19 protein-coding genes and 1 pseudogene are annotated in these 25,728 nt (G+C 46.3%); 12 read left to right on the top strand and 8 right to left on the bottom strand.

Annotated elements, in window-relative coordinates; genetic code table 11:
• Window positions 1–254 precede the first annotated feature (254 nt).
• Window positions 255–602, bottom strand: a complete 348-nt coding sequence (locus tag QF049_RS18865; protein WP_307539674.1) for a winged helix-turn-helix transcriptional regulator — start codon at window positions 600–602, stop codon at window positions 255–257.
• A 298-nt stretch (window positions 603–900) separates the two neighbouring features.
• Between QF049_RS18865 and QF049_RS18860 the strand changes: the two genes are divergently transcribed.
• Window positions 901–2,712, top strand: coding sequence for a methyl-accepting chemotaxis protein (locus QF049_RS18860; protein ID WP_307539673.1), 1,812 nt, complete (start codon window positions 901–903; stop codon window positions 2,710–2,712).
• A 114-nt stretch (window positions 2,713–2,826) separates the two neighbouring features.
• Here QF049_RS18860 and QF049_RS18855 read toward each other — a convergent pair whose 3' ends face one another.
• A complete protein-coding gene (locus tag QF049_RS18855) occupies window positions 2,827–3,738 on the bottom strand; it encodes a LysR family transcriptional regulator (RefSeq protein WP_307539671.1) in 912 nt (303 codons plus the stop codon).
• A gap of 332 nt (window positions 3,739–4,070) precedes the next feature.
• Here QF049_RS18855 and QF049_RS18850 point away from each other — a divergent pair, with 332 nt between their 5' ends.
• Window positions 4,071–5,114, top strand: a complete 1,044-nt coding sequence (locus QF049_RS18850) for a 2,3-butanediol dehydrogenase (RefSeq protein WP_307539669.1) — start codon at window positions 4,071–4,073, stop codon at window positions 5,112–5,114.
• A gap of 138 nt (window positions 5,115–5,252) precedes the next feature.
• Here QF049_RS18850 and QF049_RS18845 read toward each other — a convergent pair whose 3' ends face one another.
• Together QF049_RS18845 and QF049_RS18840 are read right to left on the bottom strand one after the other, a co-directional pair.
• Window positions 5,253–5,765, bottom strand: a complete 513-nt coding sequence (locus QF049_RS18845; protein WP_307539668.1) for a GNAT family N-acetyltransferase — start codon at window positions 5,763–5,765, stop codon at window positions 5,253–5,255.
• A 129-nt stretch (window positions 5,766–5,894) separates the two neighbouring features.
• A complete protein-coding gene (locus QF049_RS18840) occupies window positions 5,895–6,659 on the bottom strand; it encodes a helix-turn-helix transcriptional regulator (RefSeq protein WP_307539667.1) in 765 nt (254 codons plus the stop codon).
• 371 nt (window positions 6,660–7,030) lie between these two features.
• Between QF049_RS18840 and QF049_RS18835 the strand changes: the two genes are divergently transcribed.
• The 5 genes and pseudogenes from QF049_RS18835 to QF049_RS18815 all read left to right on the top strand — a co-directional run bounded on the left by QF049_RS18835 (window position 7,031) and on the right by QF049_RS18815 (window position 13,690).
• Window positions 7,031–9,352, top strand: coding sequence for a beta-L-arabinofuranosidase domain-containing protein (locus QF049_RS18835; RefSeq protein ID WP_307539665.1), 2,322 nt, complete (start codon window positions 7,031–7,033; stop codon window positions 9,350–9,352).
• A 25-nt stretch (window positions 9,353–9,377) separates the two neighbouring features.
• A pseudogene (locus tag QF049_RS18830) lies at window positions 9,378–9,704 on the top strand (Uma2 family endonuclease); the annotation flags it as partial.
• 394 nt (window positions 9,705–10,098) lie between these two features.
• On the top strand, window positions 10,099–10,830 hold the full coding sequence (locus QF049_RS18825) for a hypothetical protein (RefSeq protein ID WP_307539663.1): 732 nt from the start codon (window positions 10,099–10,101) through the stop codon (window positions 10,828–10,830).
• A gap of 12 nt (window positions 10,831–10,842) precedes the next feature.
• The gene (locus QF049_RS18820; RefSeq protein ID WP_307539661.1) at window positions 10,843–12,531 is read left to right on the top strand and encodes a vWA domain-containing protein; all 1,689 of its coding nucleotides are present in this window, start codon (window positions 10,843–10,845) and stop codon (window positions 12,529–12,531) included.
• 19 nt (window positions 12,532–12,550) lie between these two features.
• Entirely contained in the window at window positions 12,551–13,690 is a 1,140-nt protein-coding gene (locus tag QF049_RS18815) for a toxic anion resistance protein (protein ID WP_017690481.1), read from the top strand.
• A gap of 128 nt (window positions 13,691–13,818) precedes the next feature.
• On the opposite strand, the gene QF049_RS18810 is transcribed toward QF049_RS18815, so the two are convergent.
• Window positions 13,819–14,328 (bottom strand): hypothetical protein, encoded by a 510-nt coding sequence (locus QF049_RS18810; protein ID WP_307539658.1) that lies wholly within the window; start codon window positions 14,326–14,328, stop codon window positions 13,819–13,821.
• Window positions 14,329–14,507: 179 nt separating this feature from the next.
• Window positions 14,508–15,101 (bottom strand): TetR/AcrR family transcriptional regulator, encoded by a 594-nt coding sequence (locus QF049_RS18805; protein WP_307539656.1) that lies wholly within the window; start codon window positions 15,099–15,101, stop codon window positions 14,508–14,510.
• 192 nt (window positions 15,102–15,293) lie between these two features.
• Here QF049_RS18805 and QF049_RS18800 point away from each other — a divergent pair, with 192 nt between their 5' ends.
• Window positions 15,294–16,052 (top strand): SDR family oxidoreductase, encoded by a 759-nt coding sequence (locus tag QF049_RS18800; protein ID WP_074093664.1) that lies wholly within the window; start codon window positions 15,294–15,296, stop codon window positions 16,050–16,052.
• 169 nt (window positions 16,053–16,221) lie between these two features.
• Here QF049_RS18800 and QF049_RS18795 read toward each other — a convergent pair whose 3' ends face one another.
• Window positions 16,222–17,256, bottom strand: coding sequence for a LacI family DNA-binding transcriptional regulator (locus QF049_RS18795; protein WP_192132664.1), 1,035 nt, complete (start codon window positions 17,254–17,256; stop codon window positions 16,222–16,224).
• A 442-nt stretch (window positions 17,257–17,698) separates the two neighbouring features.
• Between QF049_RS18795 and QF049_RS18790 the strand changes: the two genes are divergently transcribed.
• From QF049_RS18790 to QF049_RS18775, 4 genes are all read left to right on the top strand, one after another.
• On the top strand, window positions 17,699–18,985 hold the full coding sequence (locus QF049_RS18790) for a sugar ABC transporter substrate-binding protein (RefSeq protein ID WP_150366265.1): 1,287 nt from the start codon (window positions 17,699–17,701) through the stop codon (window positions 18,983–18,985).
• 259 nt (window positions 18,986–19,244) lie between these two features.
• A complete protein-coding gene (locus tag QF049_RS18785) occupies window positions 19,245–20,600 on the top strand; it encodes a sugar ABC transporter permease (protein WP_105601002.1) in 1,356 nt (451 codons plus the stop codon).
• A complete protein-coding gene (locus QF049_RS18780) occupies window positions 20,597–21,433 on the top strand; it encodes a sugar ABC transporter permease (protein ID WP_017690474.1) in 837 nt (278 codons plus the stop codon). Before QF049_RS18785 ends, QF049_RS18780 begins: the two co-directional genes overlap by 4 nt.
• 198 nt (window positions 21,434–21,631) lie before the next feature.
• Window positions 21,632–22,918 carry an MFS transporter gene (locus QF049_RS18775; RefSeq protein ID WP_307539650.1) on the top strand — a complete coding sequence of 429 codons (1,287 nt, stop codon included), beginning with the start codon at window positions 21,632–21,634 and terminating at the stop codon, window positions 22,916–22,918.
• Window positions 22,919–23,244: 326 nt separating this feature from the next.
• On the opposite strand, the gene QF049_RS18770 is transcribed toward QF049_RS18775, so the two are convergent.
• Window positions 23,245–25,401: an alpha-amylase family glycosyl hydrolase gene (locus QF049_RS18770; protein ID WP_307539648.1), complete on the bottom strand. Its 2,157-nt coding sequence runs from the start codon at window positions 25,399–25,401 to the stop codon at window positions 23,245–23,247.
• Between the last annotated feature and the right edge of the window lie 327 nt (window positions 25,402–25,728).

The following is a 25,728-nucleotide window of genomic DNA, read 5'->3' as shown; positions in this document are numbered from 1 at the left end:
ATTAATAAACTGCTGTAATCTTCTCCGATCGTTCACCAGTTGTATGACCATAGACTGTCGCAGAAAGCTCCTTCCTTACCAGGTTTAAATTTTGAAACGGATATTAGAATTACTATTCTTTGATTTTCTTCATGGTCACAAGTCTCATTATGTACCATGTATTACTTTTAAAATAGTACGTACTTTTAGGTTATATAGTAACTAAAAGGTGATAATTGGGACGAAGAACAAATAACTTGGTTTTTGAAATTACTCTATTCTACATTTATTCTCTGATATTCATCCTTGCTCAATGTCTTCTCTGCATAATTCTGACCCCATTCACAAAGAGCTCGCAGAGTGGGTTCAAGTGACATACCCATTTCTGATATTGAATATTCCACTTTTGGTGGTACCTGATTGTACATTTTTCTTATAACTAGATTATCACCCTCCAACTCCCGTAATGACTGGACTAACATTTTCTGAGAAATTGTTGGCATGAGCCTTTTCAATTCACCGGTCCGTTTAGGACCTTTTAATAAGTAATACAGAATAAGAGGTCTCCACTTTCCGCCAATGACATCCAAGGTAATTTCCAGATCACAATAAAAAGTTTTCAATTGAGAAACACCATCCCTCTTTTAATTTCCTATTATCGTACATGTGTTGATTCAATCCACCTCTATTGCCTTAAATCGTATATCCGCTGACTCATTTATGAAAAAAACAACATCTTACAAGGTCGTGTAAAAATTGAATGATTAGTAGGCAAGAATATGAATAACAAAAAGAAGTGAAAGTACAGTGTTAATTATAAATGAGGATGCTTCAATAGGGGCACTTTTACACGAATACACACATTATCTAGCAAAGGTTTTCCAGGAATGAGTTCCCCTTTTCAGACTTGAACATAATCTAATGCCAGCAATGGAGTTCTTGCCTAATTCGACATACACGGGAGAAGAAGAGGAGCGGATGATCGGTTTTTTTAGAAAACGTTTGGTTGTACGCATTGTTGCAGTAGTTACACTGGTTATTACGATTATAGCCGTTGGAAGCATGCTGTTACAGGTGGCTAACATGAAACTGGCTACGCAGGGGGCCATTTCGAGTTACAATATCCAAATTGCTCAGAGTTATGTGAACCAGCTGGATATAGCATCGTATGCCGAGTTTGCCAAGGACCCCAAAGAGAATGACGCGTTCTTGAAGATTCGGGATGAACTGGATGATTTTCGCGTAAGTATCGGTGCGATGTATGTGTATTTCGTCAAAATAGATGACAAAGGTACCCCGCTTATTATGGTGGACGGTATGAAGGATGCGGATAAAGCTTCACCGATTAATGGTGTAACGGATATCCCTCAGGAGGCTGTGCAGAAGCTGTTGCTGGGGCAACCAGCCAGTTCTTCAATCATTAACAATGAGGAGTATGGCAACTATATTTCCTCTTACGCGCCGATGCTCGATAGTAATGGCGCTGTAACAGGTGTAATTGGTATTGATACGGCGGTATCGGTTATCGGAAGCATTGAATCGGATATTATGAAATCGAGTATTCCCTTTTATGCCTTATTGCTACTAATTACCCTTATAGGTATTGCCGTTGTCATGTGGTTTATCGTAAGGGGACTGCGACCACTTCAACCGCTGAAGGCGAGTGTGGAAAAAATGGCGCAGGGTGAGCTTGCAGAAGCTAACCGAATTCTGACGTCGTATCGTTTGCGGAGCGAAGATGAGATTGGAACAACATATCAAGCGATGATACATATGTCCGGTAACTTGAATAAGATTGTGAGTAACATGGTTGAAGGCGTGGCAGTAACCACCAATATTTTATCAGACTCAACCAAACAATTTAATCGCAGTACCGAAGAGATGCTTGAAATGAGCAAGACGGTTGATCAGTCAGTCGAACAGATTAGACAAGGGGCGCATACGCAGAAGCAGGGTGCGAGCGATAGCGCGCATGCGATGGAAGAGATTGCAAAAGGCATAACGGACATTTCCGAATCCTCCATGATTGTATCGGATGCGGCAACAAGTGCGCTTGCTACAGCAGAGTCTGGTAAACAGAGCATGACAATGATGAAAACACAGATGGAGAGCATCTCACATGTCTCAGGTGAAGTTGTAGCGATGGTTCAGGTGCTGAACAACTATTCCCAGGAGATTGGTGGTGCCCTGCACACCGTTCGTGATTTTGCGAGTCAGACGAAGCTGCTTGCGCTTAATGCATCCATTGAGGCAGCTCATGCAGGAGAACATGGCAAAGGCTTTGCGGTTGTGGCGAATGAAGTTCGCAAGCTTGCTGAGGCCTCCAGCACATCTATGGAACGGATCTCCGACTTGCTGCTTCGCATTCAACAAGAATCACAGCAGATTGGATCACAGATGGGGGTTACCGCACAGGAGATTGGACAAGGTGTTACAATTACCGCAGAAGCGGAGCAAGCTTTCGCCCATGTGGTTGATGCGTTCCAACTGGTGACTCGTCGCATTCAAGAAGTCTCCGCTGCGGCAGAGGAAATCTCGGCAGGTTCGGAAGAGGCCGCAGCCTCTGTCAATACGATCTCGCAGATATCTGCTGGTGTGTCGGATCATTCGGATGAAATCTATCGTTTGATGCGTGAACAGTCGGCTATGTTCAACAGGGTGGCCCAGACTTCCACCATGCTGGAGCAGCAGACCAATGAGATGAGCGAAGCTGTGCAAAAAGTGAAAGTATAGTTTGAGTAAGGTGTAGTAATAGTAACGCAAGAGGTAGTCAGAAAAGTGTTCCGCTCTTGGAGAAGTTGGTGTTCATCCCAAACTTCCTTCAAAGGGTGGAGCACTTTTTTAGATTTAAACTTTTAAATGATCCAGCTCTATCGCCTGTCTGAAGCGTCGGGCGAATCGTTCTGCGGCTACGGCGGCCTCCTTGGATTCCGTCTGCACGAAGCCAATTTGCATTTTCGGTTGATCGATTCCAGCGATTTCTACCATCTTCACCAGACCTTCCTTCCATAATGGATTTTGGTAAAAGGAAAAGTCGTGACCAATCGTGGCGGCAATATCGTTTCGTAACACCATGTTGATGGCTTCTGAATTATTTGTTTTAAACAGAATGGACAGAGACCCATGATCATAGGTGAATTCCCTGATGAAGTCTTCGATGAAACCATCTCGATAGAGTGCCAGCTTGTGTTCTTTTAATTGATCAGGTGAAACACGGCTGTGCTTGGCAAGTTCAGACAGGTGATGAGTACCAACTACCAGCTTGCCCGAGTACATGGGACTGAAGTGAAGTCCATCGAATTCCCGCAATTGTTTGGCATAGATCGCGATAAAGCCCAGATGGGTTTTGTTATTGCGAATATCCTCGATAATTTCCATGGAGCCTTTCTCTTCAATGGAGATGTTAAGTTGAGGGTGCTCACGCTTCATATCCGCAGCAGACTGGACAAGATAGGGCATGACACTTGGAAAAGTAGCCACATGAAGCTCTCCGCTAAGAGAAGAGGCTTCTGCGTTCAGGGATTTCAGTTCATCAATTCGCTGCAAAATGTCCAGTGCCTTGGCAATGAATTGTTTGCCTTCGGGAGTGGGGTGAGTTCCCTGCCGCGAGCGTTCGAACAGGATGATACCCAATTCTTTCTCCAGACGATGAACCGATTGGCTGATCGCCGATTGTGTAACATGCAGATGCTCCGAGGCGGCGGAGAATGACTGCGTTTTCGCGATTTCAACGACATATTCGAGCTGTTCCAGATTCATGATTTCATCTCCGTTTAGCATTAATACAACTAATGTTAACATTAGTATCTATAAATATGAATAATACATGAACAGCGATATAATATATAGACAAGCTTTATAGTTCTTTACTATATAAGTAGAACCTTACTTTTACACCAGAAACGCAGAGTGCAGAACCAATCTGAAGAAGCAGAGCGTGCGCCTTTATCACCGGATTTTTCCCTTGGATCAAGGGAATGAAGAAAATCTGGGGATAAGAGCGATCGAAAGATGGTACTGCAATCAGCGTAATTAGGTGTAACATTTCTAGTTCAACTTATATAGACAATCATATAAAGGGGATGAACTTCATGAAAGCAGCAGTATGGTATGCCCATAAAGACGTGCGTGTGGAAGAACGGGAGGTTCCGGTTGCTCAAGCGGGTCAGGTCAAAATCAAAGTGGAATATGCAGGGATCTGCGGCAGTGACTTGCATGCCTATCATCATGGTGTGGGCATTCAAGAAGGTGAGAATCATCCGCTCTCAGGACAGAAAGCGCCGCTGACATTGGGTCATGAATTTGCAGGAACCGTGAGTGAATTGGGGAGTAATGTAAGCGGTATCAGTGTAGGGGATCGAGTCGTGGTAGAGCCGTTGTACCATTGTGGAACATGTGAGTACTGTATCCAGGGGCGTTATAACCAGTGTACTCAATTTGGATTCGTTGGACTGAATGGTGATGGTGGTTTTGCGGAGTATGTTGTTGTTGAATCCTACATGGTTCATCCCATACCGGATAACGTAACTTTTGAAGAAGGCGCGCTCGTTGAGCCTACCGCAGTAGCCTTTCACGCGGTTCGTCATAGCAAGCTGAAAGTGGGGAATAAGGTAGCCGTATACGGAGCTGGTCCAATTGGATTATTGACGATTCTGTCTGCCAAAGCAGCAGGAGCCTCTGAAATCTATGCAGTCGATGTATTTGAGGAACGTTTGGACTTGGCAGCCAAGCTGGGGGCCATTCCGGTAAACAGTGCCAAAGTCAATGCAACCGAGGTGATCTTGCAACAATCGGGTGGCATTGATGTGGCTTATGAAGCAGCGGGTGTGCAACCAACGATGGACAGCGCGGTTGCGGTTGTCAAAAAAGGTGGAGAAGTTGTTGTCATCGCAGCAATTCCGAACCCGCTTCAAGTGAATTTCTTCGATCTTCTTGTCAAGGAAGCGAATCTAACGGCAACGCTGGCATATCGCCACATTTTCCCTGAAGTGATTTCATTGATTGCTGAAGGATCGCTCGATGTGAAACAAGTCATCACCAAGAAAATCAAACTGGACGACATCGTGCAGGAAGGACTTGAGCTGTTGATGAGCGACAAGAGCCATGCGAAGATTTTGGTGGAGATTGGCGGGTAAGGCTAAAAATCAATCGTGGTGTATTATTTCAATACGGATTGATCATCTATAAACGTAAAAAAGACCGTTCATGAAGATGATCGGTCTTTTTTACATTTCATTCTCTGCTCCCTGATCCCGTGTTGCTGTTAACCTCCATTAGGAGTCATATCGGTAACAGATCGCCTTGCCCCCGCTACTCTCGGAGCTGAATTCCTCATCCTCTGTAAATCCGAAACGCTCATATAAACGGATGGCATTGACCATCTGACCGCCCGTATATAAATACACCGTATTTTTGCCCATTTCTTTGGCAGATTCCACGCATTGTTGGAGCAATTCTCTGGCGATTCCATGACCTCTCCATTTTGGATCAACACCTAACAGCCGAATAAACGGATAATCGATTGGTAATTCAAAGTCTGGATAAGCCTTGCGTGCTGTTTCGAATAATTGGACTGTACCCACAATCTGATCATCAATCTTGGCGATCCATAATTGTGTCAGGTACGGATTAACCACAGACTCTCTAATATCTTTTAGGTAGGCCTCCCAGCGTTCATTTTGCTCAAAAGTCTCCCGATACTCGGCGTAACTTGCAATAAGGATATCTACAATCTCTGGATGGTCCGTTTCTGTGGCAGGATGAATCGTAACGGCAGCCGTTGTCATCTAATAATTCCCCTTCTCTTATGGGTTAAGTATGGAATATCGTTTTCTTGCATTTTACCATAACGGATTCAATCCGATTGATTCAAATATTCTATAGTAAACTCAGTCATTTCTATAGATCAAAGCATATCAGCGATTGAGCTGTGTGGAATACAGATGATTGCGATATTCGGTTGGCGTATTGCCTTCGTATTGCTTGAACATGCGCAGGAATAGTTTGTAATCGGAGAAGCCACACTGTCCGGCAATTTCTTTTACACTGGCATTGGTGTTCAGCAGCAGCTGTTTCGCACGGCGAATACGTTCGGTGAGGATATAGGTTTTGAGTCCAGTGCCTTTCTCGCGCTTCACCATTTTGGAAATATAGTCTTTGTTAAAATTAAAATTCTCCGCAATCTCACTCACCGTAATGTTTGTATGCAGATGAATATCGACCCACTTGCAGATATGGTCCACAATCGCATTGTGCGGGCGATAATCGGCCTCTATATTACGCTCCAGTTCTCTGAACAACAATAGCAATGCAGCGTCGGCTTCCTCCGGTGAGAAGGATGACACATGCAGCAATTGCTTGAATAACTGATTGGCCATGGAAGGTACCTGAATGGTGGCATGTGTCCTAAACTGGTTGAAATCTGCCAACATGGCATCATAGTGAACCCAGTAGAAGCTGACGGGGGCGTCGCTGATTTGGTAGCCATAGTGGGTGCGACCCGCGCGCAGAAACAACAGATCGTTGGCACGAACTACATATTGTTCCTCTCCTTCCGCAATGTACATCTCACCTTCCAGCATCAAAATGATCTCATGCACAGGCATGCTGCGTCTCATGTGGCTCCAGTTGCCTTCGGATATGAACTTGCCGCACAGGTAATGTTCCAGTGGCTTTTGCATAGGACGGATTTATCCACCTTTTCTTGGATTATGAGTCTGATGTAATTATATTTTATTTGATAATATGGGGATATTCAAGCTCTGAAGTGGATTGTTGAGTATTGGACATATGGAACAGAACACGGATTTTACCCCTTAAGAATGAATGGATATCTATATAAGTTGAACTAAGCATTTACATGATAACGGAGAGGACAGAAAAAACCTGAAAAAGCGAAGCGTTCGCCTTTATCCCTGGATTTTCCCTTGAGAAAGGGGATCAAAAAAATCTGGGGATAACAGCGATTGGAAGGTTATTCTGTCATCGTAGTGTTAGTGTAAATAATCTTTAGTTCAACTTATCTATTACATCCCGAGAAGGAGTGAGTGTCATGATTGATACGAAAAAAGGATTTCTGGGACCGGAACATGTAGATCTGTTAAATGGAGTGTTTCAAACATCACAAGAGGTGGGGGAGCGTTACCTGTTATCGCTGGATATTGATCGATTCCTGGCTCCTTGCTTCGAAGCTCATGGTTTGCCTGCCCGAAAAGAACGATACGCGGGTTGGGAGGCACGTACCATCAGCGGACATTCTCTCGGACATTATCTGTCTGCCTTGGCTGTGACATATCAGGCAACCGGGAATATCACGTTAAAAGAAAGACTGGATTATGCTGTCACCGAACTGGCGAGAATCCAGCAGACCACAGGGAGCGGATATATCGGCGGTTTGTCCGAAGAACCTTTCCACATGGCTTTTCGAGCAGAGAATATCGGTGGATTCAATATCGGTGAATACTGGGTTCCCTGGTACAGTGTGCACAAAATCTATCGAGGCCTGATTGATGCGTATAAACTCACTGGGAACGGACAGGCGCTTGAGGTAGTTATTCGATTTGCAGACTGGGCGGTAGAAGGTTTGCTCCCGATGACAGAAGAACAGATGCAGACGATGCTTCAAAGTGAACACGGGGGCATGAATGAAGTATTTGCACATTTGTATGGGATTACCGGCAAAGCCTTATACCTTGAGATCGCCAATAAGTTTACCCATCAATTGATCCTGAGACCCTTGGAACACAAGCAGGACGATCTTCAAGGCAGACACGCCAATACTCAGATTCCCAAAGTGATCGGTGCTGCCGAAATCTACAATCAGGACCATACCCATGAGAGTTACCGGACAGCGGCAGAGTTTTTCTGGAACACCACGGTGCATCATCGTTCTTACGTATTTGGTGCGACGAGCATCTCGGAGCATTACGAAGCAAGGGGTATGGAGAGTCTGGGCATCAAAACAGGAGAGAGCTGTTGTACTCACAACATGTTGCAACTTACCAAGCAACTCTTCGCCTGGAATCACGATAGTGCCTACATGGACTATTATGAAAACGCCATCTATAATCACATCCTCGGCACGCAGGACCCCGATACGGGGAACAAAACATATTTTGCATCAACGCTGCAAGGCCACTACAAAATCTATGGTACTCACGATACTGCTTGGTGGTGCTGCACAGGATCAGGCATGGAGAACCCGGGCAAATATGCCGAGGCCATCTATTTTGAGAATGAACAAGACCTGTACGTCAACCTGTATATCGCTTCCCAATTGGATTGGGCGTCACAGGGATTATCCCTGAAGCTTGAAACCGACTTTCCTTATTCGGAAAAGGTGACCCTGACGATCACCGGAGGCAGCGCCTCGGCTCATCTAAGATTACGTGTGCCCTCATGGCTGCAACAGCCAATGACGGCAACAGTTAACGGGGATACGGAACATCCGTATACACGGATGGAACCCGGCTATCTGTCCATCGACCGCACATGGTCTGCGGGCGATGTCATCACAATCACCCTGCCGATGTCACTTCGCCAGTACACCTCCCGGGATGATGCCCACAAGGTGGCATTCCTGTACGGCCCGATTGTACTCGCCGGTGCACTGGGAAACGAGGGTCTTCCAGAGGATACGATTGTGGATGAAACAGCACTGAATCCCAAGACCGCACCCGTACCTGTGATCTGGACGGAGCAGGAGGAAGTACAAGAGTGGATCAAGGTTGTAGATGCAGACACGTTAACATTCGAACTTAGCAAGGATGTCACTTCCACAGGCGAAGCCGTGAAACTCATTCCGTTCTATGATGTGCATCATGAATTTTATACCGTGTATTGGCCGTTTAACGATGAAGGTGATGCGCTCGAGAAAGAGTTGAACGATATCACCATCGACAGGGTTCAGGCTGACGGTCAGCAGGATGAGATTGGACATCAACTGGATAGCAACTGCCGTGGGGAGCATCACAACGGTTCAACCACAGATGGCCGTAAGAAGTTGCATATGTGGCGAGAGGCTTTTGGCATCAGTGGAGCTTATTTCAGTTATCAACTGGCAGTGGACCACGCCGCAACCAATTATTTATGTGTGGCCTATTGGGGTGGAGATCATTCCCCGTTTGAGCGGGAAGGTACGTTATATGAGAGACAATTCACCATTACCGTGGATGGGGCAGTCATTGGCGAGCAGCGAATTCATATGAACAAAATCGGCGAAGTGTTCTATGTGACCTATGATATTCCTGAGGCGGTTACATCAGGAAAAGACAGCGTTAAGGTGATGTTCCAGGCGAAGGGCAACAATGGCTGTGCCGGGAAAGTCGTAGAGGTACGTACTACACGAAGCAAACCGGAATCCATCTTTTCGTAATAAGAGGCATGGTGTTGACCAGCCAGATCAAGTTGTACAGCCTGATTTATCGGTGGTGTGCTCCAAAGACCAGATATCTAAAAATGGCTGTCACGGTGCACCTTCTTTAATTATCGAGGTGTTATCGCCTTCGACTGCGTTAAAAGATTTTAATGATAAATTTAACTTGTATCAGAAATATGGTGTGAACGAATACTGGATTGTTGACCCCGGCAATCAAACCGTCCATGTGTACACGCTGGAGGAGGGCAGTTACCAGACCCGTCATCTGTATACAGAGCAGGAAACGATTATTTCCGTCGTATATCCTGACTTGCACATTCCGCTGGATTCGTTGTTCAAGCTCAGGTAGAGGAAACAAAAAAAGTGAACCAACGCATAAGGGACGAAACCGGATGATCTCCGATTCGTCCTTTTTGCATTACTATTTTTCAGACAAGTCTTATATAAAAAATGACACGCATAGCTATTTTCCACGTATTACCTGATAACATTTCTTCTCCACAGTCTGCTGTCTCGTAAAACTCACTTTTTATGGATTGACCACAACATTTCCTGCCAAGTTCCACGTTGTCCCTGAAAATATGAAATGGGATAAGCCCAAACCACGTATATTATGAGTATCCAAATATCCAGTGATATCCACCTGAGAGCGTTAACATCATGTACAATAAGAATAAGCTTAACAGGGAAATAACGACATGAAGCACCAATATATAACATGAAAGGAGGGCGGATGATTGAACATGATCAAGTACATAAAATTGATGGGGTTAATCTTCGGTATTGTGGCTGTGAATGTTCTGGCATTCTCACCCGGCTTTATCGGGCTGAATTTCGGGGAGGGTGCATTCACAACTGCGCTATCCGTTACCCTGTTGTTCGGTAGTGCAATGGCACTTTTATATGGCAGTTATACCTTGTTGTTGAGACAGCCGATAGTCCTGCCCGTGAAGCATATTGAAACGCATGACGATTATGTGGAAGCTTTATCTTTTTATAGACGCATCAAAGTCCTCGAAGAAGATATTACACTGGGGCTGTCTCAACTTAGCCGGATGAAAAAGAAGAAAGAAACACTCCTGAATGTGCTTCATCAGCGGTTCGATCCGGGGGAACTAAGCTACAAAAAATTCGCATCGGTCACGCTGGAAGTGGAGAAGTTGCTATATCTCAACATCCGCAGTGTGCTGAACCGGTTGAATGTATTTGATGAAGCCGACTATGCCAACATGATGAAATCCAAATCCTCAAACCTTCCCCAAAAACTTTTTCAGGAAAAAACCAAGGTATACAACGATTATCTGTCTTATGTGAAGAATGCATTACACACCAATGAGGAAATTTTGCTCAAGCTGGATCAGTTGTTACTGGAGATTTCACGCCTCGACAGCTTTGAAGCCGGAGATATTGAACAGATGCCTTGTATGCAGGAGATTGATCAGTTAATCAAGCACACCAAATTATACAGACAGTGAGGGGTTGCTCGTATGGCCAAGAAGGGAAAGTTTTTTTTCATATCGATTGTAATGCTGGTACTCGTATTTGGTCTGGTCTATGCAGGGATTACACTGACGTCGAACTTTGGCAAGTCGACCACACAGGTGAGCACAGAGAACGCGGGTAAGGAACTGGGCAAGCTGTACGCGGACATTGCACCAGCAACGGCGGAACCGGTCAAAGGACAGATTGATCTCGATCCGGTCGACGTAGCGGAATCGCTGCCGGATATCTCCAAATTCGCAATTGCCGTAGAGAATACAACGAATGATTACGTCGAAATTTTCTCTTCCACGGAGAAGTCGGGCAGCGGGGTAGACGGCTGGTTAACCGAGGTGGGCGAGGAATTCAACAAAGCGAATATCACCGTTGGTGGAAAACCGGTATCGGTCAAAATCCGCAACATTGCCTCCGGAACGGCTACCGATTATATCAAGTCGGGCAAGTATATACCGGATGCATTCACACCTTCCAATGAACTGTGGGGCGAGATGGTTGAAGCCAGTGGGGTGAAGACAGAGATGGTCTCCAAGCGATTGGTTGGGAATGTTCCCGGTATTGTCATTTCTAAAGCCAAGTATGATGCACTGGTTGATACCTATGGCTCCGTTAATGTAAAAACCGTAACCGAAGCGATTGCCAACAATGAACTCGCGATGGGATATACCGATCCATTTGCCAGCTCCACCGGACTGAACTTTCTGGTGACTGCACTGAATACGTATGATAGCGCCAATCCGCTGGGAGAGAAGGCGATTGAGGGATTTGAGAAATTCCAGACGAATGTACCGTTTACGGCCTCGACAACCATTCAGATGCGGGAAGCTGCCAAGTCAGGCAGACTGGATGCCTTTGTACTCGAATATCAGACGTATGTGAATACCGCCGATCTGAAGAGTGGTTACGTCTTTACACCTTTTGGCGTGAGACATGACAGTCCGCTGTATGCATTGGGGCAATTGCCGCAGAACAAACAGGAGATTATCCAGAAGTTTGCGGAATTCGTAACCCAGGCGAAGTACCAACAATCAGCGGAAGAGTTTGGTTTCAACGGGTTGCAGGATTACAAATCCGAACTGGCCACTGTGGATGGCGGCACGTTGTTGTCTGCACAGAAAGTATGGAAAGAAAAGAAAAACGGCAGTAAACCGATTGCCGCTGTGTTCGTGACGGATGTATCCGGAAGCATGGATGGCGAACCCCTTAACCGACTGAAGGAATCCCTGCGCAAAGGTCAGAAGTATCTGGGTACAGACAACAGTATTGGCTTGGTTTCTTACTCCAGCGGGGTTACCGTGAATCTGCCGATTGCCAAGTATGATACGAACCAACAGTCCATGTTTGTCGGAACAGTGGATAGTCTGCAAGCTGGCGGAGGGACGGCGACCTTTGACGGGATCGTGGTAGCGATGAAGATGCTGGAAGATTACATGGCTGCTAATCCAAACGTGAAGCCTTTAATCTTTGTCCTGAGTGATGGCGAGACCAATGAAGGTCACACCCTGAAGGATATTCGGGATCTGGTCGAGACGTACAAAGTGCCGATCTATACGATTGGATACAACGCGGACATTAAGGCTCTGGAGAGCATCTCCAGCATTAACGAAGCGGCAAGCATCAATGCCGATACCGACGATGTCGTGTACAAGATCGGTAACCTGTTTAACGTACAGATGTAATCTAAAGGGGGAACTGTAGATGTCATTTTCAATGGAAATACCAAGCCAGAAGGAAATTCAGAAGGTGATTGAAGAAGAGGTAAAGCCCGTGCCCGCAGAGGTCGCGGAGCTTCAACAAGTGGCCAATGCCAACGTAGAGATGATCATGACACTGGATCTCGAATCCCTAGAGAAACGCAAAGAGATTTTGCAATCCATTGACGGCTTTGGTATGAACACGATGAGATCCTCTTCCGAGAAAAACGCCTTGCTTCAAGTCTCCGTTGGACATCTGTCCAAGACGGGAGACGAGGGCGGTCAGGTCGCCAAAGGTTTGACCGAGCTGCATATGCAACTGAAGGATCTCGACCCAAGCGTGGTCGACTTTGCCAAGACCGGTTTCCTCGGGAAATTGTTCAATCCGCTTCGCGCCTATTTCCTGAAATACCAGAAGGCTGACGCAGTCATCGCTGACATCGTAACCTCTTTGGATAAAGGCAGATCCACCCTGCGTAACGATAATACAACGCTGGAGATTGAGCAACAGAACCTGAGAGAACTCACCAAACGATTACAAAAGGAGATTCAGCTTGGCGTACTCATGGATGAGTCCATCGATGCGCAGATTGAAGCGGCCAAGGTTCGCAATGAGGACCCCGAGAAAGTCCGGTTTATTACGGAAGAAGTATTATTCCCGCTTCGTCAGCGGGTGATGGATCTGCAGCAGATGTTGGTCGTGAACCAGCAGGGCATCATGGCGATTGAAGTGGTAATTCGCAACAACAAGGAACTGATCCGAGGCGTAGACCGTGCGAAGAATGTAACGATCTCGGCATTGAAAATTGCCGTTACTGTGGCAAGTGCTTTGTATAATCAGAAGATTGTTCTGCAGAAGATTGAATTGCTGAACCAGACGACCAACGATCTGATCGCGGGTACATCCAAAATGCTCAAGGATCAGGGGATTGCCATTCAGAAGCAGGCGTATGAAGCCAGCATTTCTGTGGATACGATGAAACAGGCGTTCACCGATGTGTTGTCAGCACTCGATTCAATCAGTCTTTATAAGCAGGAAGCTCTGCCAAGAATGCGTGAGACGATTAACCAGTTCCGTGAACTTGCGGATACCGGAGAGCAGCAGATTCAACGGTTGGAGAAAGGGCAGAAGCTGGGGCTGTAAGTCAGAAGAAAAAAATTGGGATTTTAACGAATTTGAGTGTTGTCCTTATTTCTATAACTTAGAAAAAAGCGACCGTTCTCCATTAAGCATGGGGATGGTTGCTTTTTGGGCTTCTATAAAGATAGGTACTAGTTGTCATACCCCAAACTTCTTGCATAAGCGTATAACTGTTGTTCGCATTGGTCCATTAGAACACCAGCGGTGTTTACTTTGGCATTACCCTGTTTTAGTAACGTGTAATTCACCTTGTTCTTGGAGACTGCTTTTTGGTACAAGAGGTACCCTTCGAGCTGAGTGTAACTTGCCTTGATAAATGTGGCGTGAATTTTCTTAATTTGCGGGTTGGTAGGCTTGATTTGTTTTGCCTTGGATACCAATTTTGTATAATTGGGGATCACTGTATTCGTAAGTTTAAGATACATGGACTTGCGGTTCGTTGAAGTTACCTGAGTATCGATGCTTTCCAGAGCGGTAAAGGCTTTGGCCTCATAAGTTTCAAGAGCAAATAACTGAGTAGTGTACTCCTTAAATTCTTCATAACTCTGATCTGAATATGTAGAGGTTGCTACTTTGGTTGCATCGGCAGAAGCGGCTGGAGAGAAAAGCACTCCGCCAAGCAAAACAAAACTGGTAATCAATGATATAATCCACGACTTCTTCAAATGTAAGGTCATCCCCTTTTGTTTGTATTCCATTGGATAACCTAACATATAAATACCAGAAATTAAAGGAATTCATTTACATAATTTTGATTGTAAAGATTTCTTAAAATTCCTCTCAATCACCCTACTAGAGGCAAATATGGTAATTCAAAATTTCAGTCTCTTAACACGACATTGTCAGGCTTGTAATGAATGATCTTGAACAACTCCTCGGCCATGTAGACGGGGCTATGTTTGAAATCCTGTCTGATCCACTCCATGATCATGCCAAATATCGCATGAGACTGGTAACTTGCCAGCAGTTCAGGGTTAATGTGCTGCGGGAAGATGTGGTTCAGATCCTGTAAGGAAAGATCCCGAAGAACATCGCAGATCATACGCTGAAAATTGGAGGAGGCCTCCGATTTCACAACCAGTGTGTAGAATTGTGCATGCTGGTGCACATGTTCAAATATGGTGATGGCCGAAGAGGGCATCAGACCAACCTCGAACTCTTTCAACCCTTGATAGGGTTTGCGAAAAGAAGTCACCAGATCCTGGATCACATCATCGATAATCTCGTTGAACAAATCTTCTTTGTACTGATAATGCCTGTAAAAAGTACCTCGATTCAGGTCGGCGCGCTGGACAATATCCGTAATGGATATTTCTTTAAAGGGATGTTTTTGCATCAAATGGATGAGAGCATCCTTCAGCGCAGCTTTTGATTTCTTGATTCTTCTGTCCATCGAATTTGGGGTTTCAGACATCTATTTTCCTCCTCGCGAGTTCACTTTATTAATTAAAGAACATTTGGGCTTAGTAGTGTTGTTTAACGTACAACTGGACAAGCTTTTACTGATTGAAGTGAAACGCTATGACTTATTATACTAAGGATAAGAGTTAATGAACATTTGTTTGTTAACTTATTGTAAACGAATACACAAAGGAGGATACATGGAATGAAACTTCAAGATAAAGTGGCAGTTGTTACAGGTGCTGGTTCAGGTATGGGGAAAGCGATCGCGACGTTGTACGCTCAAGAGGGTGCAAAAGTAGTTGTATCGGATATTAACGAGGAATCCGCACAGGCGGTAGTGAATGATATTAAGGCACAGGGCGGGGAAGCGATTGTGGTTCTGGCCAATGTAGCCAAAGAAGAAGATGTGCAGAATCTGATTGATACAACGGTGAGCACATACGGTACAGTAGATATTCTGATTAACAATGCGGGCATTATGGATGGTATGGAGCCTGCAGCGGATATAACGGATGAGAAGTGGGAGAGATTGTTCGCTGTGAACACAACCAGTGTGATGCGGACAACACGGAAAGTATTGCCGATCTTCCTGGAGAAACAAAAAGGCGTCATCGTGAACATTGCTTCGGCAGGTGGATTGCACGGCGGACGTGCAGGAGCAGCCTATACGGCTTCCAAACATGCGGTCGTGGGCTTCACCAAAAATACAGGGTATATGTATGCTGAGCAAGGCATTCGTTGTAATGCTATCGCTCCAGGTGCCGTGGCAACCAACATCAGCGCATCCATGGCTGGTATTAGCCCATACGGTGCAGGGCGGCAACAGCTGGGCATGGCAATCAACCCACGCATTGGGACGAGCGAAGAGATCGCCAAGGTGGCCTTGTTCCTTGGGTCGGACGAGTCCAGCTTCGTGAACGGAACCGTTGTTACAGCTGATGCAGGCTGGAGCTCTTATTAATCCGTTCAAGCGCAGTCGAGCATGGAGCACTGAAATAGTGCGAACAGTCAGGAAGCCGCATAACCATATGCGGCTTCTTTTTTTGTGTTACTCCGAAAACGGTGGACCACAGTGTCATATCCCGTATTAGGACAAACGTTTGCATTACTACACGGATGCTCGAAATGGATCAATTTGAGGGTGGCTTTGGTTTGGAAAAGAGTGAGGATTCGCGCACGATCAGACGATGGGGGATAATGACCGGATTATGAGGTTGTGGTTCCCCGCTTAGAATTTTCAACAAGACCTGAACGGCTGTATAGCCCAGCTGATAGGTTCCAATGTCTATAGAACTTAATGGTGGTGAAGCCAGCTCCGATAGAGCAATATTGTTAAAACTAACCACGCTGATATCCTCAGGCACCAGATAATGAAGCTCGGCAAGAGCTCTCAGTACCCCAAAGGCCACATTGTCATCAATGACAACGATTGCGGTGGGTCTGTTCGGCAAGGACATGAACAGCGACATCGCCCTGAATCCACTTTCCTGTAGAAATTCGCCTTCCACAATCCAGTCACTATCGGCATCCAGCCCGGCTTGGGCAAGCGCCTTTTGGTATCCTAGCATGCGATCATGCGATAACGTAATGTCCGGGGGGCCGCTGACAAATCCGATTCGCGTATGCCCTTGGGCGATCAGATGATGTGTCGCATCATAAGCAGTCTGTACATTATCGTTATCCACCATGGGGGCATTGGGATGAGCTTCACTGCGACCGATTAACACAAAAGGAAACTTTTCCGCTTCCAAAAATGAAATAATGGGATCGTCTCGTTTGGACCCAAGCAACAGAATGCCATCCACTCTGCGACCATGAACAAGACGGGAGATCGCGTGCAGTTCATTGTCTGATGAAGTTTCAGTGGTTAGCAGCAATTCATAATTCATACGGGTGGCATGTGTAATAATACCCCGCAGCAATTCCCCGAAAAAGTAATTCTGAAACAACTCTTCAGCAGGACGCGGAAGCATAATGCCAAGGGTATGTGTCGTTTTGGAGACCAGGCTCTTCGCCATGATGTTGGGATGGTAGTTTAATTCTTTCATGATTTGCTTCACTTTGAGAGACGTCTTGGTGCTGATTCTGGGATGGTTGGAAATCACCCGTGACACTGTAGAAGGGGAAACACCCGCCAATTTGGCAATATCCTTGATCGTAATCATGTAAAAAATCCCTTCTGAACAATCGTATAAATATTCTCTATGGTAATCCAAAGGATACGATAAATCAATTGCTAACTGCCAAGTTAGAGATGCACAGGAAGTAAAATAAAGGAAGAAAGAGTCTGAACAAGGAAACAGGAAATTACTGTAGGTAGAAGAGGTAAATTGGTTAAAATTGAGCAAATATGGCTTGTGCAAACGTTTGTGCAAAGAAAGTACAGTATTGTATGATGTGATTGTTATTGTAGCGCTTACATCTGTGGATTTACATACTTCTTGACTTATTTCCCCCTACATATTGAACGGAGGAGTCATCTTGTCTTCCATTTGAGCAAACGTTTGTACAAGGTGAACATGGAATGCAAACCTGACAACATACGCAGACAAAAGGGTGAAAAGCGCGAACATTGTTGGACCAAGCAGAGGGAAGGGGACATTTTACATGAGAAAATGGCAAGGGGCAACATTGTCCGTCATGATGGCTTTTACACTGGCTGCGTGCGGGGCTGGAGGTGGAAGTCCATCTCCAACTACGGCAGGTGAGAACCCGGAGGAAGTGGTAGAGCTAACAGCCGAGAACCTTCAACCGGAAGAAGGGGCTACCCTGGTGATCTGGGAGGACAAAAATCAAAGCAGTTTTATTGAGCAAAGAGCCAAGAAATTCGAAGAGAAATATGGGGTAACGGTCAAAATGGAGGAATTACCTCCAACCGATCAGGTAACCAAACTAACGACGGATGGCCCGGCGGGTCTCGCGGCAGATGTCGTCGTTTTCCCACATGATAAGATTGGTAGCGCTTCAGAGGCGGGACTTATTCTGCCCAATGACATATTCGAAGCAGAGACCGTAGAGAACACCAGCGACAACGCACTGAAGGCGGTAACGTTCAAGGATATCCTGTACGGCTATCCGTACAGCGTGGAGACCTATGCTCTCTTTTACAACAAAGCATTGTATCCAGAAGCTCCGAAAAATTTCGAGGAGATTATCAGCTTCGCCAAGACGTTCAATAACGTGAAATCCAATCAATATGCCCTGATGTGGGAATTGCAGCAATTTTACTATAACTATGCATTCCTGGCTTCACAGGGCGGTTATATTTTTGGGGACAACGGGATGGATAGCGCGGATCTCGGTCTGAATAACGAAGGAGCCCAGAAGGGTGGACAGTTCTTGCAGAAGCTGAAGTCGGAAGTACTGCCGCTCAAGATGGGTGACGTGAACTATGATATCAAAAAAGGATTATTCTCCAGCGGCAAGCTGGCTATGGATATTAACGGTCCGTGGACCATTGCCGATTATCGCAATGCCGGTATTGATTTTGGCGTTGCTCCGCTTCCGGCAATTGATGGCAAACCGATGACCTCCTTCTCAGGTGTTAAAGCCTATTATGTAAATGCATTTACGCAATATCCGAATGCGTCGAAGCTTTTGGCAGCGTTCCTTTCCAATGAAGAGGCTCAGATGGAGAACTTTGATCTAAACGGTACACTTCCTGCGAACAAAAACGTGGCTGCTGATTCGAAGGTGCAGGAGGATCCGATCAATAAGGCGTTCTTGGAACAGTTCAACAACTCTACTCCAATGCCTTCGCTTCCTGCCATGGACAGCGTATGGGGACCGATCACGTCTGCCATTACGGATATATGGGATACCGATAAGGACGTGAAGGCATCGCTGGACAATGCCGTGAAACAGATTCAGGAAAGCCTTGCTACTGTCCAATAGGGACGAACGACGAATGCGAAGATATGCATAAGAATTGTATAGATTGAACTTAATATTTACACAAAAACGGAGAGGGCAGAAGGAAGCTGAAGAAGTGAAACGCTCGCCTTTATCACCGGATTTTCCCCATTGGAAAAGGGATCGAAAAAAATCTGGGGATAACAGCGATCGGAAGCTTGTTCTGTCATCGGAGTGGTCAGTGTAAGTACACTTTTGTTCAATGTATACAGGTTAGCAAGAGGCGGGGAGGAGAGAGCAAATGCAACAGCAGCATGTCCCGGTGCCCGTTGGACCGAACAGGGAAAGGCAACACCGGATGACAGCGGCTATATGTTCCATCATACTGCAAGGTCTTGGACAGCTGTACAATCGACAGTGGATTAAGGGGATTTGTCTATTGTTACTGGAGGGAGCAGGGCTTGCGTACCTGCTTCCTCGTCTGTCACAGGCTGTATGGGGCATATGGACACTGGGGGAAAATACACAGCGTTTTGTCAAAGTGAATGGGTCCACCGTACTTCAAAGGGGAGACCATTCCATCTTTTTACTATTGGATGGCATTATCGTACTACTGGTGTTTTTTGTGTTTATTCTGATCTATATTCTCAACATCCGGGATGCGTATGTCACGGGACTCGCAAGGGAGGAAGGGAAGAAGACTCTGGGCGCAGCGGCTTCGCTTCGGAACATGATGGACAAAAACTTTCCCTACCTGTTTCTGTCCATCCCGGCACTGGGCATTCTTTTCTTCACCGTTATGCCGATTCTGTTTACGATCACCATTGCATTTACCAACTACTCAGCGCCGGACCACATTCCGCCAGCCAAACTCGTGGACTGGGTGGGCTTCAAGACGTTCAGTGATCTGATTCAATTGAAATCTTGGAGCCAGACCTTCTATGGCGTGCTGACCTGGACGGTCATCTGGGCCATTCTGGCGACAGTCACCACCTATTTTGGCGGTGTGCTTGTGGCACTATTAATAGAACAGCGGGGCATACGCTTCAAGAAGCTGTGGCGTACGATTTTTATCCTGCCTTATGCGATCCCGCAGATCATTTCTTTGCTGCTCATGCGTAATCTGTTTAATGGCCAGTTTGGACCAATCAATACGTACATGCGTGCGTTTGGGCTGGAGGGGTTGCCCTGGCTGACAGATCCGTTCTGGGCCAAAGTCACCGTCATTGTTGTCAACATGTGGATTGGTATTCCCGTCAGTATGGTACTGATTCTGGGTGTATTGACAGCCATCCCTCGTGATCTCTACGAGGCTGCGGAAGTGGATGGAGCATCCGCATTTCAGAAATTCCGAATTATTACGATGCCGTTCATTCTTTTTGCTACAACTCCGGTACTCATCATGCAGTTCGCTGGAAACTTCAACAACTTCAATGTCATCTTCCTGCTGACGAACGGAAATCCGCTACGCGGAGATTATCAGTACGCGGGGGCGACGGACCTGTTGGTAACCTGGCTCTACAAGCTTACACTCGACAATAACAAGTTCAATATGGCTTCAGCGGTAGGGATTATTATCTTCCTCATCATCGCTTCATTCTCCATCTGGAACTTCCGCCGCTCCAAATCATTCAAGGAGGAGGACATGATTCAATGAAGACACGTAATAATCCGCTGCGTTTGGCCCTGAGTTATGTGCTGTTGCTGATCATCGCCGTTGTCTCCATCTATCCGGTACTCTGGATCTTTCTCTCTTCCCTGAGACCCGGTGCGGCATTGTTCAGTGAACGGTTATGGCCGGAAGCTTTCACGCTGACCCATTACGGGGAGCTGTTCAATAACCCGTCCTTTATGTACGGTAGATGGTATATGAATACGCTGAAAATTGCCTTTTTCACCATGATCTTCTCCACGTTGATGGTGACACTCGGGATGTATGCCTTGTCCCGCTTCCGCTTTCGTGGACGTAAAACGATTCTCTCCACCATGCTAATCCTCGGCATGTTCCCGAGTTTCATGAGCATGATTGCAATCTATATCATTTTGCTGCAAATTAAATTGCTCGACACCCATGCTGCGCTCATCCTGGTTTATTCTTCAGGGGCGGTACTGGGCGGATTTATCGTCAAAGGTTTCTTTGATACGATTCCGCGCAGTCTGGACGAAGCGGCGCGCATGGATGGTGCGAGTCACCTGCGGGTATTCACCAGCATCATCCTGCCCTTATCCAAGCCAATGCTGACCTATGTGGCATTAACCAGTTTTACTGGTGCGTGGATGGACTTTATCTTCGCCCGCCTGGTGCTGCGGACGAAGGAGAACTGGACACTTGCAGTAGGCATGTGGGATCTGGTCAACCGGTATCAGGACAGTAACTTTACGATGTTTGCTGCGGGGGCGGTTTTGATCGCTATTCCAATTACCCTGCTGTTTGTTTTCCTGCAACGATTCCTTGTTCAGGGTCTGACAGCAGGAGCTTCCAAAGGGTAAACGCAGACTCAGCAAGAAACATTATAGGTCTAGAGACAATTTCATCAGCTAAGCTAACGACGGCATGATTAGTCTCGATAGCGTAACACTCACTTAACTCAGGCACTTCCGTATTGTCATGTCTTTATCGACTGGCAATGCTGCGGAAGTGCCTGGTTCTGTATGGGCTCGAATCATGATTAGGGAGGAACGTGATGTATGGGCATGAACCCGTCCAGTGAGCCCGAGATTATCGGATACCAAGATGGACAAGCTGCATTGCATGATACTAAAGCTCCGCGAACACTATGGCGTAATGTTACCTTTCGCAGGATATTGTACGGCTACGGCATCTCGGTCTTTGGGGATTGCTTCAATGGGATTGCGATCAGTCTGTGGGTGTTACAGACCACAGGGAGTGCAAAGAGCATGGCAGCCGTACAGATCTGCAATATGGCCGTCAGCTTTCTGTTTGGATCGGTGGCGGGTACGGTTGCAGACCGATTGGATCGCAGGAAGCTGATGCTGGTCTCGGATGTATTTCGGGGCGTAATGGCGGTACTGATTGCGGTTAGCTTATTCGGTTGGCATGCACCGTTTCCAGTGGTGCTGCTGTTGCTCTCACTCTCCATGTTTTCAAGCCTGTTTCAGGCCCCTGCATTCCATGCCTCTGTAGCAAGTATGGTGGGCAGAGAACATATTCAACAAGCGACCGGCACCATTCATATGGTGGATAATCTTGCCCGAATCAGCGGTCTTGCTGCGGCGGGCGTTGCTGTTGCTGCATTTGGCGGATTCGTTGCCATATTAATTACAGGGGCAACTTTCTTGTTGTCCGCAGTCTGTGTACTGATGGCAGGTCGCTTTCCAGAGGTACGGCGATCCGTTAGTCAGCAGACCACGTTTGCTCAGGAATGGCGTAGTTCGTTTGCCTACATCTATCGGAATCGTCTGATCCGTTCCATCGTATTGCTCAATCCCGTACTGATTTTGTTTTTCATGTCAGCCATGATGCTGGTTCAAGTGATGGCGGTCAAGGTGTGGGAGGCGAATCCGGTACAGTTTGGATTAATTGAAACCTGTATTCCACTCGGATATATGATTGGTTCTGGGCTATTGATTGCTTCGGGAAAACGATTGAAGCGAAGAGGGAGATGGGTATTTATCGGTCTAATTGTATTAGGGCCGATTTATATTTTTTTGGCGAATGTATCCTCACCAATCATGGCGTTACCGTTCATCGTGGGCGGAGGTGCGATGTTCGCCTGCTGTACGATGCTCACCCAGATTATGCTGAGGACAGCCGTTCCAGATGAGCTGCAAGGAAGGGTCTATGGTGTCGTTGGAACAATCACCAGTACAGCGCCTATTCTGGGATTGACGGTTGTATCCGTATTGGCAGATCAGTGGGGGGCAGCTTCTGTGCTGCAAGGCGTGGGCATATTACTGCTGGCGACAGGTATTCTGGCAGCGACAACGTTGAAGTCGATCCGAACCTATCATTAGAAATGTGAGATATAGATCCAATCTATATTAGTTGAACTATAAACATTTACACGATAACGGAGCAGTCAGTTGCAATCCGGAAAAACGAAGCGTTCGCCTAAAAGATTTCTAAAAGAAAGCTACATTGGAAGCATACGATAGCTCCAGATTTTCCCTGTATAGAAGGGAATTAAAACAACTGGGGGTAACAGCGATGGGAGATGGATCTGACCGTGTAGTGGTCAAGTGTAGAGTCATTTGTTCAATTTATATAGCTAATCCAATAGCAAAACCCGGAGCATACGCTGCGTTAGCGTAACTCCGGGTTAGCTTGTGGACTGAACATTCTATTGCCAGTTTACATTGACTGTGGCTGTACCGCTGGTTGGTGTGGTGAACGTGTGGTTGGAACCACCTTCCCACGTAATGGTTGCCCCATTTTTCTTGAAGAATTTGAACTCCAGTTGTTTCCCGGCTGGCACACTCACATCATAGTACCAAGTTGGGTAGGCGTGGATAACCTGATTGAAAGCAGGGCCGATAGCTGTTGTGCCCGTACTCCAGTTGCCCAGTTCTGCCACGTTACCTGTCAGATAGATGTTCTGACCCAGTGTGGTGGACGCATTATTAATGACAAATCGTACAGTGACCTGATCACCCGTAAGAATGGTAAAGTTGTTATACGCATTGCTGTTAACGCCGTTCGCAGCTACTTTCACAGCATAATTGCCTGCGGCAACAGCTGGGATCGTCACTTTGATCTGTGTATCTTCCCACGATGTGATTGCTGCACCGGTAACGGCTGTTGTACCGAAGTATACGGTACCTTTGGTGGAGCCAAATCCACGTCCGCTAATGGTAACGACATTACCCGGTTTGCCCATCACCGGACCTACATGTCCGATCGTTGGTGTTGTCTCGCTCGTTGTATATTGCCATACCGCTGTTGCTCCGGCCGCCAGTGTGAAGGAAGAGATGTTACCATTGGTGGAAGTGATGTTATTACCGTTCAGTGCGCCGCCCAGTACATCGGTGTAGTTGCCTGTTGGCAGTGAAGTGCTTAGATTCGCAATGCTTGCTGGTGTGGAGAGATTACGGTTCACCGCAACAACAGCTACACTTTTGCCAAATTTGCGTTCATAAACGTACACATCATTATTGATCCAGCGTTGCTGAGTAGAGCCATAGGCGATTGCTGGATTGGATTTGCGCAGAGGGGCCAGCTTGCTGATCACGTTAAAAGCAGTGGTTGTTTTGGAGAAGGAAGGCATTTTGGCCCGATTATCAGGGTCTCCGTTTCCAGTCAGATACTGCTCGGTACCATAATAGATGGCAGGTACGCCGCGGGAAGTCAGCGTGAAGGCCAGCGCTTGTTCCAGACGACGGTTGTTGACGGCACTTGTTTTGAACCGATCCATATCATGGTTGTCGATGAACGTGACTTGGTCATTCACCTGATTGTAATCTGCCGCTGTGCCTGTAATCATCGAATCCAGAGCATACATGTTGGATGTGTTATCCCGGAAGACATCACGCACGGCAGAGTTAAAGCGGAAATCAAGCAGGCTCATCCCGGATTCGTTAGCAAATTCCGTGTTATCCGCATCAGATGCAGCGGATCCCAGGAACCATTCACCGAAAGTGAATACAGGTTTATGTGCATAGATGGAGGACATCCAGCTCTTTTGCCAGCCGAGAGGCATATGTTTCACCGCATCAACGCGAATGCCATCCACGCCCATATCAAGCCATAGCTTGATTGCGTCTTTGAAATATTGATCAATGGTACTGTTATTGTGATTCAGGTCAGCGAGGTCATAGAGGTTTTTGTAGATACCATTCTCCAGGGAGGAAAAATCGGAGCCGCCGTTGTGATGGAAATATCCATTTGTATCATTTGTGTATCCGCCAACAAGATTACCGTTATCGTACAACTTACCATTCTCAGCAAAGGATGTATCGGTTTCCATGGCAGGAGACGTGTGGTTTGGTGCAAAGTCAATTACGATCTTGATGCCTTTGGCATGAGCGGTTGTAATCAGATTTTGAAAATCAGCCATCGTTCCGAAATACGGATTGGTCTTCTTGAAATCACGTGCCCAGTAACCATGATACGCTGTGTTGATCACGCCGCCGTAGTTGATCGTGGCAAAGATATTTTCGACCGGTTGGGAGATCCACAATGCCGTAACGCCCAGATCGCTAAAGTAGTTATCGTTGATTTTATTGATCAAACCCTGCCAGTCTCCTCCGCAATACAGCTTGAGGTTACTACAAGTGGCATCGTAGGCAGCTCCAGTCGGATTGTTGGAAGGATTGCCGTCCAGGAAGCGGTCCGTGAAGATCTGATAGATGACGTCTGTACTAAAGTTCTGCTTGTTGGTAACCGCGGTATCCGCATCGGCATAGATCGCTGAAGCAGGCAGATAGGGAAGTGCGCCCCCTGCAAGTAAACTGAGTGTCAGTGTTGTGCTGAGGAGTACGCGTTTGGCCATTTGAAACATAGTAATCCACCCTTCTCGTGAATGTAGTAGTTCAGATAAACAACCAACCTGGCTCTTGAATAATAGCGCTTTCAATACAGCGGAATGTTACGCAGTGGATTGAAGACTTCCCTCCTTTTGACACGCCAACAACCCCGGCATCTCCTTCGGGAGTTACCGGGGTTGTCCTAAACCGCTCAGGTTTAAAAGCATGGCCCTCGAGTTATGATCACAACGTTATCGTAAGAAATATTGGATCTTATGTCAATAACTTTTTTGGGAGCATTTATTTTCTATTTTTATGTTTACAAAAGCATGTCCGGGGATTTAAACTATTCGCAGATTCAC

Origin of the sequence: Paenibacillus sp. W4I10, from assembly GCF_030816325.1 — a bacterium.
In the GTDB taxonomy this organism is placed as follows: domain Bacteria; phylum Bacillota; class Bacilli; order Paenibacillales; family Paenibacillaceae; genus Paenibacillus; species Paenibacillus amylolyticus_B.
This window is presented reverse-complemented; position numbering and strand designations above follow the sequence as displayed.